Here is a 12,214-nt window from a genome sequence, read left to right on the forward strand (position 1 = left end):
GAACACAGAAGTTAAGCTTACTTGTGCCGAAGATAGTTAGCTGGAAACGGCTTGTGAAAATAGGTAGTCGCCGACTTAACTGAAAGCTCTGAGATGAAAGTTTCGGGGCTTTTTTGTTGCATGAACATAAAAATACATAGCCGCAAATTTGCAGGAAAAAGCGCTTTTGTCTCGTGTTAAGAGGTGAAAGCGCTTTACAATTTTGCAAAAAGGATGCGACTAAACATGAAACGATTCCACCGCCGCTGTCGGCGGCTATGTATTCTGGCGGCGCTGCTTGTGCTGCTGGTACTGTTTCTGCGGCAGAACGTTCTGCTGGATACAGCCAGCCGACACGCGATCTTGCTGGACGCCCAAAGCGGGCAGGTATTGGCGCAGAAACGTGCTGACGAGCGCACTGCACCGGCTTCGCTGACAAAAATGATGACCATACTGCTGGCCATTGAGGCTGAGCCGGATCTGGATAAACAGGTAACACTGCCGGAGGATATTTTCCCGGCCTTGCAGATTGAAAAAGCATCTATGGCAGGCTTTGCGCCCGGGGAGACAGTCACGGTGCGGGACTTGCTCTATGGTGCGATGCTGCCTTCCGGTGCAGAATGCTGTGAGACGCTGGCGCGGCTGGTGAGCGGCAGTGAGGATAACTTTGCCGCACTGATGAACCAAAAGGCCGCAGAGCTTGGCATGAAGAACACCCATTTTACAAATGCGACCGGCCTGACGGATACCGAGCACTATTCCAGTGCGGCAGACATGGCAAAGCTCTTGCAGGCAGCATTACACAATGCGACCTTTCGCACCATTTTTACTGCGGAGCACTACACCACTACAGCGACTGCGCAGCACCCGGAGGGCGTTTCGCTGACCAGCACACTGCTGGGCAAGCTGGACGGAACAGAGCTTCCCGAGGGGGCACAAATCGAGGGCGGCAAAACAGGGTATACCGCCGCCGCAGGGCTGTGTCTGGCCAGCCTTGCCACCGTGAACGGAAAAGAGTACATCCTTGTTACGCTTGCCGCGCCCGGAGACCATGGAACGGAGCAGTACAATATCCGCGATGCAGTGCAGGTGTACCGGAAACTGGCGGATAAAAAATAACCGCGCTACACAGGGCTCGCCTTGCAAACCGGGTGCTTCGGCGGTACAATAGGGACATTCTATCATGGAAAAGGATGTTTGACTATGCGAGACGAAGCCATTGACCTGTGCGGACAGGTGGATTTTATCCGTACGGATGCCATGCCTCTGCTGGAACGTGATGCACAGTTCCGCTTTGCCTGTGCGGGCTGCGGCAACTGCTGCCGTGGGCGGGAGGATATCGTGCTGTCCGGCTATGATTTGTGGCGTATTGCTGCTCGGCTACGTCTGCCGCCGCAGATCGTGGCACGGGGCTACTGCCGCAGCAGCATAGGCAGGGTGAGCCATTTACCGGTGCTGCGGCTTGCTCCGGTCAAGGAAAACCGCAACAACTGCCCCTTTCTGACTGAAAACCACTGCGCCATCCATGAGGCAGAGCCGTTGGTATGTGCGCTGTATCCGCTGGCGCAGGAGATCAGTCGGGCAGGGGAGGTTCACTACTTTTTACAGCCCACCGGCTGCGGCGGGCAGGTGATCGAAGCAAGGGTGCAGGATTACCTTGCCCGCTACGATGTGCCCGCCCGGGAAGCCATTGATGTGCGCTGGGCGCAGACCTGCATGGCGCTGGAAGATACGGTGGAACAGCTGGAGACAGTGCTCAGCCCGGTGCTGGTGCGCCGGATGCAGGCAAAACTCTGGCAGGCGCTGTATTTTGGTTACGATTATGCGCAGGACTATCTGCCGCAGCTGGAAGCAAACTTGCAAACGCTGGACACAGAACTGCGCAAACTGACGGAGTATCAGAAAAAACGAAATAATCATTCAAAATAATTGATGGATGACTTTACTTGAATCGATAATAAAGGCCGTTTTCAGGCAAAAGTGGATTGTTTTGCCAGCGATTCTGTGTTATACTTCACGAGTGTAAAGCGAACCTTGTTTGATCCGCTTACAATATCAGCCCGGAGTGCGGCGTCCTGTTGGCTGCAAGGGCTGGAGATAGAGGAGATCATCAATATGCGTAAAATCACTCGTCGTTCCTTCCTGACTGCTGCCGCTGCCTGCGGTGCAGCAGCTGCTCTTTCTGCCTGCGGCGGTTCTTCCTCCGCATCTTCTGCGGCAGCATCCTCCACGGTTGCTTCTGCATCGGTCGCTGCGGCTTCCAACGGAGAAAAGTTCACCGTTGGCATCTGCCAGCTGGTGCAACACGCTGCACTGGATGCCGCTACGCAGGGCTTTGAGGACGCCCTGACCGCTTCCTTTGGCGAGAACGTCACCTTCGACTTCCAGAATGCACAGGGCGATTCCGCTACCTGCGCCACCATTGCCAACGGCTTTGTTTCCTCCGGTGTGGCACTGATCATGGCCAACGCTACCCCTGCTCTGCAGGCTGCACAGGCTGCCACCAACACCATCCCCATTCTGGGTACCTCTGTTACCGAGTACGGTGTGGCACTGGGTTTGGACAACTTCTCCGGCACCGTGGGCGGCAACGTCTCCGGCACCTCCGATCTGGCACCGCTGGATCAGCAGGCAGATATGATTGTGGAGTGGATGCCCGAGGTCAAGAAGGTTGGTCTGCTGTACTGCTCGGCCGAGGCCAACAGCCAGTATCAGGTAGACGAAGTGCAGAAGTATCTGGAGGCCAAGGGTGTAACTGCTACCCAGTACGCTTTCTCGGATTCCAACGACCTGTCCTCCGTCTGCCAGAAGGCTGCGGACGAGAACGATGCGCTGTATGTGCCTACCGATAACACCGTTGCCGCCAATACCGGCATCGTGGACGGTATCTGCCGCCCGGCTAAGAAGCCTGTGTTCGCCGGTGAGGAGGGAATCTGCTCCGGCTGCGGCGTGGCCACCCTGTCTATCAGCTACTACGATCTGGGCTACACCACCGGCGAGATGGCAGTCAAGATCCTGAACGGCGAGAGCGACATCTCCACCATGCCCATCGAGTACACCGATGTGACCAAGAAGTACAACAAAGCTGTCTGCGATGACCTTGGTCTGACCGTGCCGGAAGGCTATGTAGAGATCGAAGCCTGATAACAGCAAAACCGGAACAATATAAAAATAGCGGAGAAGAGTGGATTCTTGCTCTTCTCCGCTTTCCCGTATCAAAGCGGGAGATAAAAAAGTGTAATGTTTAGGAGGAAATTGTTTTGGAAATCATTGCAAGACTTGCAAACCTGCCGGGCGCTCTGCCGGGTGCCTGTGCGCAGGGGCTTATCTGGGGCATCATGGCCATTGGTGTGTACCTGACCTACCGTATTCTGGATGTTGCCGACCTGACCGTGGATGGCAGCTTTGGCACCGGCGGCGCGGTGTGCGTCATGTGTCTGCTTTCCGGCATGAACGTCTGGGCAGCATTGCTGGTGGCTGTGCTGGCCGGCCTTGCTACCGGCCTTGTCACCGGCCTGCTGCACACCTTTATGGGCATTCCCGCCATTCTGGCCGGTATTCTGACCCAGCTGGCACTGTATTCCATCAACCTGAAGATCATGGGCAAGGCCAACCAGTCCATCAATGTGGACAAATACGGCCTGCTCATCTCCCTGCGCTGGGTCAAGGAATTTGCCCTGCACAACCCCATCATCATGGTCATCCTTGCTACGGTGGTGGTCATCGGGGTGCTGTACTGGTTCTTCGGTACGGAGCTTGGCTGCGGCATCCGTGCTACCGGCTCTAACCCTGCCATGTCCCGCGCACAAGGCATCAACACCAACTTCAACATCGTGCTGGGTCTGGCTGTCTCCAATGCGCTGGTGGCTTTGTCCGGTGCGCTGCTCAGCCAGTATCAGGGCTTTGCAGATGTGGGCATGGGACGCGGTGCTATCGTCATCGGACTGGCTGCCGTCATTATTGGCGAGGCCGTGTTTAGCCGCATCTTCCACAACTTTGCCCTCAAGCTGGCCTCTGTTTCCATCGGCGCCATCATCTACTATATCGTCATTCAGCTGGTGCTGACGCTGGGCTTTGATGCAAACCTGCTCAAGCTGCTCAGTGCCTCCGTGGTGGCAGTGTTCCTTGCCGTGCCGTACTGGAAGGGCAAATACTTCTCGAAGCCGGTCAAAAAGGCAAAGGAGGACGCAAAAAATGCTTGAGATTCAAAATGTTTCCAAAACCTTCAATGCAGGTACAGTGAACCAGAAGACCGCCCTGAACGGTCTGAACCTGAAGCTGAACGAGGGCGATTTCGTCACCGTCATCGGCGGCAACGGTGCAGGTAAATCCACCATGCTGAATGCAGTGGCCGGTGTATGGCCGGTGGACGAGGGCAAAATTTTGATCGACGGTGTGGACGTCACCCGTCTGAGCGAGCATCAGCGCGCCGCCTACATTGGCCGCGTGTTCCAGGACCCCATGACCGGCACTGCCGCCACCATGCAGATTGAGGAAAATCTGGCGCTGGCAGCCCGGCGCGGCAAGCGCCGCACCCTGCGCATCGGCATCACCAAGGCAGAGCGGGAGCAGTACCGCGAGCTGCTCAAGACCCTTGATCTGGGTCTTGAGGATCGCCTGACCGCCCGCGTGGGACTGCTTTCCGGCGGTCAGCGGCAGGCGCTGACTTTGCTAATGGCTACCATGAACAAACCCAAGCTCCTGCTGCTGGACGAGCACACCGCCGCACTGGACCCCAAAACGGCGCTGAAGGTGCTTACCCTTTCGGCACGCATCGTGGAAGAGAACCACCTGACCACCATGATGATCACCCACAACATGAAGGATGCCATCAAATACGGCAACCGCCTCATCATGATGCACGAGGGGCACATCATCTACGATGTGGCAGGGGAGGAGAAGCAGAAGCTGCACGTCTCCGACCTGCTGGCAAAGTTCCAGATCGCCAGCGGCGGCGAGTTTGCCAACGACCGCATGATCTTGTCCTGAAGAGGGATTGCGATGAGAAAACTTTGGAAACGAGCAGCGGCGCTGGTCGTCAGCGCTGCATTGGCCGGTGCGATGCTTCCCAGTGCATTCTCGGAAGAAGCAACGGATGCGGTGGAGGCAAAACTTGCAACGATGACTTTGCGGGAAAAGGTTGGACAGCTGTTCTGGGTGCGCCCGGAAACGCTGGACTTTTCACTGAATCCTGAAAAAAAGACGCTGACGCAGACCATGCGGCAGAATCTGGAACAGTATCCGGTGGGCGGCATCGCAGTTTTTAAGAAGAACATTCAGGATGAGAACCAGCTTTCCTCCTTGATCGCGGATTTCCAAAGCGCCTCCAAAATACCGATGATCGTGGCCGTTGATGAAGAGGGCGGCGCGGTAGCCCGGCTGGCAAATCATGAGGCCTTCTCTCTGCCTAAATATACGAGCGCCCGGGATATTGGCAAAACAGGCGAGCCGGAGCAGGCCCGCCAGATGGGACGGACGATCGGCGGTTACCTGCGATTTTACGGGTTCAATCTGGATTTTGCGCCGGTTGCGGATGTGGATTCCAACCCGGCTAATCCGGTCATTGGCAGGCGGGCTTATTCCACCGATGCGCAGCAGACGGCGCAGATGGTGGCCGCTGCAGTGGAGGGCTTCCACGAGGCCGGGATGCTCTGCACGGTAAAGCATTTTCCGGGCCATGGGGATACCGGACAGGACAGCCACTACGGAACAGCGACATCCTACAAGACCTGGGAAGAAATGAAAGCGATGGAGATGCTTCCCTTTGAGGCAGGGATCGCCGCCGGGGCCGATGTGGTCATGACGGCGCACATCACGACCCCGAATGCGACCACGGACGGCCTGCCGGCATCGCTGTCCTACACGATGATAACCGAGCGGCTGCGCGGAGAATTGGGCTTTCAGGGCGTGATCGTAACCGATGCACTGGAAATGAATGCCATCAAAAACCACTTTACGCCGGCGGAATCGGCTGTGGCAGCACTTCGAGCCGGTGTGGATGTGCTGCTAATGCCCAGTGATCTGCGCGCGGCCTTTGATGGTGTAGTTCAGGCAGTGGAGGACGGCACGCTTTCAGAAGAGCGCCTGAACGAAAGTGTCCGGCGGATCCTGACCCTCAAACAAAAGGCTGGCCTGGATCTCAGCGGGTCGTCTGCAGCAAAGCAGCCTATAGCAGAGAAAACCTCCGATACGAAGTGCAGCTTTTCGGGCTGGCTGAAAAAGCTGTGGTATGGGGCTGATACCGCAGCGTGAATCCCACAATATGTGCAAAACAGGCTCCCCGCCAAATGGCAGGGAGCCTGTTGCTGTATGCGGCTTACCGCTTGATATCGTAGTTCATGTTCATCAGGTTGCGGATGGTGCTCACATCATCAGTGATGTTGGCATCGCCATGGATGGTGTGCTTGATGGCGCTGCTGGCCACTGCAAAGTTGATCATATCCATAGCCTTGTAGTTGTGCAGCATGGCGTAGATCAGGCCGCTGGCAAAGGCGTCGCCGCCGCCCACGCGATCCAGAATGTTAAAGGTGTACAGCTTGCTCTCGAAGGTGTGACCCTCGTACCACATAAAGGCCTTCAGGCTGTTCTCGCTGCCGCTGTGAGCGTAGCGCACATGGCGGGCAATGCACTTCAGGTTGGGGTAGCGCTCGATGAACCGCTGGAAGATCTCGTCCTGCTGCTCGTAGCTGGGCTGCAGGGGCACACCGTCCTTCCAGTCACCCTTGCTGTGGTCGTTTTCGTCCTTCCACAGGTGGTAGGGCTCAATGCCCAGCAGCACATCCACATAGGGCAGGCACTCGGTACAGAAATCCCGTGCCTCCTCCCAGGTCCACAGGGTGGAGCGGAAGTTGCCGTCAAAGCTCACGGTCAAGCCCTTCTTCTTGGCAACCTTCAGCATATCAAGGATCAGGCTGCGGCAGTTGGGAGCCAGCGCCGGGGTAATGCCGCTGAGGTGCAGCCAGTCGTAGCCCTCCAGCAGAGCGTCCAGATCCACCTGAGAAAAATCGTACTCGGTAATGGCGCTGTGCTTGCGGTCGTAGATGACCTTGGAAGCGCGGATGCCGTAACCGGTCTCCAGATAATAAGTACCCAGACGGTTAGAGGGGGTCTCGTCCGGCTCGGTCAGGATCATGGGGGTGCAGTGCACATCGTTGGAGCGCAGCCAGCGCACAGCGCTCTTGCCCAGACTGTTGTTGGGCACTACGCTGAAGAAGGTGCTGTCTACGCCAAGGTTTGCCAGCGCCAGCGCAATGTTGGCCTCACTGCCGCCGTAGCTGGCCTCAAAGCCGGATGCCATGCGGATCTTTTCGTAGTTCGGCGGGGTCAGGCGCAGCATGATCTCACCACAGGTGATGAACTTCTGGCCATTGGGTTCGCTGCCAAGGATCGGATTGAAATGTTCCATAACGCTCCTCCTGATGACATTGCGGAAATCCGCAACTATTAACACATCGTTGTATCCATTATAGTGCGTTCCCGGACAGAATGCAAGGGTTTGCACGCGCAAGCAAGAGAAAATAAAACCGAAAATTTGGTAAAGTTGCCGAAAAAGCTGCCTTAATGCGGAATCACACCCCGGTCAGGTCAAAGCTGGGGGTGTATTCCTCCTTGGCGCTGCTCTTCTGCTGCATATAGCCCTGCACAAGCCCCTTGTCCATGGCGTAGTTCACCACCCGGCGGTATTCATAGGTGGTGATGCGCCGCCCGATGCCGTGCTCTGCGGCTTTGTAGAAGGGGGTATACTGGCTCATGACGCTGGGCAGAAAGCACCCGGGGTCGGCGTCGTTCCATGCAGCCATCTGGTCCAGCACGGCAAAGCTGTCTTCCACATGACCCGGCAGCGCCAGATGCCGCAGAATGACCCCCTTTTGCAGGATGCCGTCTGCATCGAACACCGGATGCCCGGCCTGCGCCATCATGGCTTCAATGGCGGGCTTTGCCTCGGCAAAATAGTCCGGCGCGGCGGAAAGCTCTGCGGAAAGGGCAGAGGATATATATTTTAAATCAGCCAGCCAGATATCAATATACCCGTGCCACGCCTCCACGCTTTCCACCGTCTCGTAGCCGCCGGTGTTGCACACGATGGGCAGACGCAGCCCTTTGGCGCGGGCAATGTCCAGCGCGGCAATGATCCACGGCTGCCACTGCCCCGGGGTGACCAGATTGATGTTGTGTGCGCCCTGCGCCTGTAAATTTAAAAAGATCTCAGCCAAGTGCTCCACGGTGATCTCTTTGCCCAGCCCCTCGGCGCTGATGGGATAGTTCTGGCAGAAGCAGCACTTCAGGGTACAGCCGGAAAAGAACACCGTGCCGCTGCCCCTTGTGCCGCTGATGCAGGGCTCCTCCCAATGGTGCAGGGCGGCGCGGGCAGCTTTTAGCGTAGCGCCTGCCCCGCAGAAGCCGGTGCGCCCGGCGGCACGGTCAGCACCGCAGCGGCGGGGGCAGAGGGTACAGCGAGTGGGAACGGAAATGGTTTTCGGCATAATATCCAAAGTCCTTTGCTTAAAATTTTCGTATTCAGTATACCACTTTTGATGCCATTCGTGCTATACTGAAATATAGAGAAACGATAATACAAAAAACGCAACATCTTTGCAGGGCAAGGAATGCGTTACGATGGAGGAAGCCATGCGCACCGAAACCGATGAGATCCGCGACAACCTGAAGTACCTGACCCTGCTGGCCAGAGATTACCCCTCGCAGGCGGCAGCTGCCAGCGAGATCATCAGCACACAGGCGCTGCTCAAGCTGCCCAAAGGCACGGAGCATTTCATGAGCGACCTGCACGGCGAAAACGAGGCCTTTGTGCACATCCTGAACTCCGCCTCCGGTGTCATCCGGGAAAAGGTGGATGCCGTGCTGGGCGATACCATGCCGGAGGCAGCCCGTGCAGAGCTTGCCACCCTGATCTACTATCCCACTGAAAAGCTGCCTCAGCTTAAAGCACGCTGCACCACTGAGGATGCACTGGAGCAGTGGTATACCCAGACCCTTCTCCAGCTGATCGATATCTGTCGTCTGGTGTCCTCCAAGCACACCCGCGACCATGTGCGCGGCTGTCTGCCGTCCAGCTGCGGCTATATTCTGGACGAGCTGCTCCACGCCCATTTTGAGGATCACGATAAAGACCTGTACTACGGCCAGATCGTGGGCAGCATCATCGAGAACGGCCGCGCCGACCGTTTTATCGTGCGGCTGTGCGAGCTGATCAAGCATCTGGCGGTGGATAAGCTGCATATCGTGGGCGACCTGTTTGACCGTGGCCCCCGCCCGGACATTATTCTGGATTTGTTGATGCGCCACCATAACGTGGATATCCAGTGGGGCAACCATGACGTGGTGTGGATGGGTGCTGCCGCCGGCAGTCCCATCTGCATCTGTACAGTACTTAAAACTACGCTTGCCTACCACAACCACGGGATGCTGGAGGATTGCTACGGCATCAATCTGCGGCACTTGCAGCGCATGGCGGAGCAGTTCTATGGCGAGGATGACCTTTCCATCTGGATGCCCCACACGGACGCCGCCCGTGGCCCCTATACGGGAGGAATGCTCCACCGCTGCGCCGTGATGCACAAGGCCATCTCCATCCTCATGTTCAAGCTGGAGTGTCAGGTCATCGACCGCAACCCGGATTTCCAGATGCAGGGACGGGATTATCTGCGCCGCATCGACTGGGACGCCCACACCGTGCAGGTAGGGGAGAAGCGCTACCCCCTGCGGGACACCTCTTTCCCCACGGTAGACCCGGCAGACCCGGCAAAGCTGAACCCGGACGAGGAACTGGTGCTGCACAAGCTGGTGCAGTCCTTCCGGCAGAGCGAAAGATTACAGCAGCACATTGAATTTTTGTATGCCAAGGGCAGCGTGTACCACATTGAAAACGGCAATCTGCTCTACCATGGTGCTGTGCCCATGAACACGAAGGGCGGCTTTGCGGTGGAGCACTTCGAGGGACGCCGCTATTCCGGCCGTGCCCTGATGGATTACTGTGACGCCCGTGCCCGCCGTGGCTACTACGGGGCGGAGGGCAGCGCCGCCCGCCAGAGCGGACAGGATTTTCTGTGGTATCTGTGGTGCGGCAAACTTTCGCCGCTGTTTGGCCGCAGCGCCATGACCACCTTCGAGCGGCTATATATCGCAGACCCCGCCACCCATACGGAGGTCAAGGACCCCTATTATAGCTGGTACAACGACGAAGCCGCCTGCCGCCGCATTCTGGCAGAGTTCGGTCTGCCGGGCACGAGCCATATCGTCAACGGCCATGTGCCGGTGCAGGAGAAAAACGGTGAGAGCCCCATCAAGGGCGGGGGACGGCTGGTGGTCATCGATGGTGGGTTCTGCCGCGCCTACCACGAAAAGACCGGCATTGCGGGCTACACGCTGGTGTATTCCAGCCGCACCATGTCCCTGCGCACCCATCAGCCCTTTGAAAGCGCAGAAAAGGCGGTGCGGGAGAACTTGGACATCCTGTCCCAGAAGAACATTCTGGAGACCGAAAATCATCGCATCCTCGTGGAAGATACGGACGAGGGCGAGGTGCTGCGGGAGCGCGTGCATGACCTCAAGCAGTTAGTAACGGCCTATCAGCTGGGCTGGATCCCGGAGGCACGGTGCGAGGATCACGTTTGGTGATATTGCCAAAGGGTAAAATTGGGGTCAGATTTGGCCAAAATTGATGAAAAACCCAATAAATTTTTGGAATATCCGCGTGTAATCTGGGCAAAACAGAAAATAATGAAACAGATACAAATCGGGCTTTGCTTTTTTGTGGAAGTAGTGTATAATAGGATAGTTATAAAACCGCCCCGGTGTTGGTGAATCTGTACACCCCGGCAGTACAAGTAACGAAATGGAATGCTTTCAGTAGCCTTAACAGGCCTGTGGCACAGGCCTTTGACAAGGAGATCATAAAAGTGGAGAAATTTGTTATTACCGGCGGTAAGCCCCTGCACGGAGAAGTGACTATTTCCGGCGCAAAAAATGCGGCTGTGGGTATTCTGCCTGCTACCATTCTGGCAGCGGATGTCTGCGTGATCGAAAATCTGCCTGATATCAGCGATGTGTCGGTCAGCCTCAAGATCCTGAGCACCTTGGGTGCACAGGTGAAGATGCTCAACCGCAACACCTACGAGATCGATACGCGGCATCTGGTCACTACCAATGTGCCGGACGACCTGTCCCGCCAGATGCGCGCCAGCTACTACTTCCTCGGTGCGCTGCTTTCCCGCTTCGGCAAGGCACAGGTGGCCATGCCCGGCGGCTGCAATCTGGGCCCCCGCCCCATCGACCAGCACCTGAAGGTGTTCAGCGCACTGGGCGCAGAGGACAGCGTGGACTACGGCATGATCACCGTGCGCACCAAGCAGGAGCTGACCGGTGCCCATATCTTCTTTGATAAGGTCAGCGTGGGTGCTACCATGAACGGCATGCTCTCTGCGGTCATGGCCAAGGGGCAGACCATTCTGGAAAACTGCGCCAAGGAGCCCCATGTGGTGGACTTGGCAAACTTTTTGAATATGTGCGGCGCAGATGTGCGCGGTGCCGGTACCGATGTCATCAAGGTGCGCGGCGTGGAAAAGATGCACGGCTGCACTTACAGCATCATCCCGGATCAGATCGAAGCCGGCAGCTACATGGTGGCTGCCGCTGCCACCGGCGGCGATGTGCTCATCAAGAATGTTACCCCCAAGCACCTGGAGCCCATCACGGCTAAGCTGCGCCGTGCAGGGATCACTGTGGAAGAATTTGACGATGCTGTGCGGGTATCCCGTACCGGCGATATTCTGCCGCTGAAGATCAACACCATGCCGCACCCCGGCTTCCCCACCGATATGCAGCCCCTGATGGGTGTGCTGCTGAGCGTGGCTAAGGGCACCAGCACCATCACCGAGAGCGTGTGGGATAATCGTTTCCGCTATGTGGACGAGCTGCGCAAGATGGGTGCCAGCGTACAGGTGGACGGTCAGGTAGCCGTGTTTGAGGGCGTAGAAAAGCTCAGCCCCGCACCGCTGCGCGCTTCCGATCTGCGTGCCGGTGCTGCTATGGTGGTGGCTGCTCTGATGGCCGATGGCACCAGCGAGATCGAGGAGATCGGTCATATCGAGCGCGGCTACGAGAATATCGTGGAAAAGCTGCGCGGTCTGGGTGCTGAGATCAGCAAGGTGGAGCGGACGCCCGCCGCACTGGAACAGGCCCTGTAACACAAACAACAAAACAAACAGCCTGCCGTAAG

The 12,214-nt window shown here is 57.1% G+C and carries 10 protein-coding genes; 8 read left to right on the forward strand and 2 right to left on the reverse strand.

All coding sequences use genetic code 11. The features are described 5' to 3' along the window. The first annotated feature begins 225 nt into the window (after window positions 1-225). The 6 genes from WMO44_RS02265 (at window position 226) to nagZ (ending at window position 6,231) form a co-directional block, all read left to right on the forward strand. Complete coding sequence (locus WMO44_RS02265) at window positions 226-1,098, forward strand: D-alanyl-D-alanine carboxypeptidase family protein (protein ID WP_349151604.1); 873 nt, start codon at window positions 226-228, stop codon at window positions 1,096-1,098. An 84-nt stretch (window positions 1,099-1,182) separates the two neighbouring features. Then, window positions 1,183-1,908 carry a YkgJ family cysteine cluster protein gene (locus WMO44_RS02270; RefSeq protein ID WP_349151605.1) on the forward strand — a complete coding sequence of 242 codons (726 nt, stop codon included), beginning with the start codon at window positions 1,183-1,185 and terminating at the stop codon, window positions 1,906-1,908. 186 nt (window positions 1,909-2,094) lie between these two features. Further along, a complete protein-coding gene (locus WMO44_RS02275) occupies window positions 2,095-3,123 on the forward strand; it encodes an ABC transporter substrate-binding protein (RefSeq protein WP_349151606.1) in 1,029 nt (342 codons plus the stop codon). A gap of 116 nt (window positions 3,124-3,239) precedes the next feature. Beyond that, window positions 3,240-4,181, forward strand: coding sequence for an ABC transporter permease (locus tag WMO44_RS02280; protein WP_349151607.1), 942 nt, complete (start codon window positions 3,240-3,242; stop codon window positions 4,179-4,181). Continuing rightward, the gene (locus WMO44_RS02285; protein WP_055184201.1) at window positions 4,174-4,968 is read left to right on the forward strand and encodes an ABC transporter ATP-binding protein; all 795 of its coding nucleotides are present in this window, start codon (window positions 4,174-4,176) and stop codon (window positions 4,966-4,968) included. Before WMO44_RS02280 ends, WMO44_RS02285 begins: the two co-directional genes overlap by 8 nt. A gap of 12 nt (window positions 4,969-4,980) precedes the next feature. Then, a complete protein-coding gene (gene nagZ, locus WMO44_RS02290; RefSeq protein ID WP_349151608.1) occupies window positions 4,981-6,231 on the forward strand; it encodes a beta-N-acetylhexosaminidase in 1,251 nt (416 codons plus the stop codon). Window positions 6,232-6,295: 64 nt separating this feature from the next. Here the strand turns inward: nagZ and WMO44_RS02295 are convergent, their stop codons facing one another. Both WMO44_RS02295 and WMO44_RS02300 read right to left on the reverse strand, forming a co-directional pair. After that, window positions 6,296-7,384 (reverse strand): sugar kinase, encoded by a 1,089-nt coding sequence (locus WMO44_RS02295; protein WP_055184205.1) that lies wholly within the window; start codon window positions 7,382-7,384, stop codon window positions 6,296-6,298. Window positions 7,385-7,547: 163 nt separating this feature from the next. Then, the gene (locus WMO44_RS02300) at window positions 7,548-8,462 is read right to left on the reverse strand and encodes a radical SAM protein (protein WP_349151609.1); all 915 of its coding nucleotides are present in this window, start codon (window positions 8,460-8,462) and stop codon (window positions 7,548-7,550) included. A gap of 133 nt (window positions 8,463-8,595) precedes the next feature. On the opposite strand from WMO44_RS02300, the gene WMO44_RS02305 reads away from it, so the two are divergent. After that, entirely contained in the window at window positions 8,596-10,614 is a 2,019-nt protein-coding gene (locus WMO44_RS02305; protein WP_349151610.1) for a fructose-1,6-bisphosphatase, read from the forward strand. A 281-nt stretch (window positions 10,615-10,895) separates the two neighbouring features. Next, window positions 10,896-12,182 (forward strand): UDP-N-acetylglucosamine 1-carboxyvinyltransferase, encoded by a 1,287-nt coding sequence (murA, locus tag WMO44_RS02310; protein WP_349151611.1) that lies wholly within the window; start codon window positions 10,896-10,898, stop codon window positions 12,180-12,182. Window positions 12,183-12,214: the final 32 nt, after the last annotated feature.

Origin of the sequence: Faecalibacterium tardum (genome assembly GCF_040096515.1) — a bacterium.
Classification (GTDB): Bacteria; Bacillota; Clostridia; order Oscillospirales; family Ruminococcaceae; genus Faecalibacterium; species Faecalibacterium tardum.

Coding starts and splice junctions, on each gene's coding strand:
- WMO44_RS02265 (WP_349151604.1), top strand. CDS start 226: ATGAAACGATTCCACCGCCGCTGTCGGCGGCTATGTATTCTGGCGGCG.
- WMO44_RS02270 (WP_349151605.1), top strand. CDS start 1,183: ATGCGAGACGAAGCCATTGACCTGTGCGGACAGGTGGATTTTATCCGT.
- WMO44_RS02275 (WP_349151606.1), top strand. CDS start 2,095: ATGCGTAAAATCACTCGTCGTTCCTTCCTGACTGCTGCCGCTGCCTGC.
- WMO44_RS02285 (WP_055184201.1), top strand. CDS start 4,174: ATGCTTGAGATTCAAAATGTTTCCAAAACCTTCAATGCAGGTACAGTG.
- nagZ (WP_349151608.1), top strand. CDS start 4,981: ATGAGAAAACTTTGGAAACGAGCAGCGGCGCTGGTCGTCAGCGCTGCA.
- WMO44_RS02295 (WP_055184205.1), bottom strand. CDS start 7,384: ATGGAACATTTCAATCCGATCCTTGGCAGCGAACCCAATGGCCAGAAG.
- WMO44_RS02300 (WP_349151609.1), bottom strand. CDS start 8,462: ATGCCGAAAACCATTTCCGTTCCCACTCGCTGTACCCTCTGCCCCCGC.
- WMO44_RS02305 (WP_349151610.1), top strand. CDS start 8,596: ATGGAGGAAGCCATGCGCACCGAAACCGATGAGATCCGCGACAACCTG.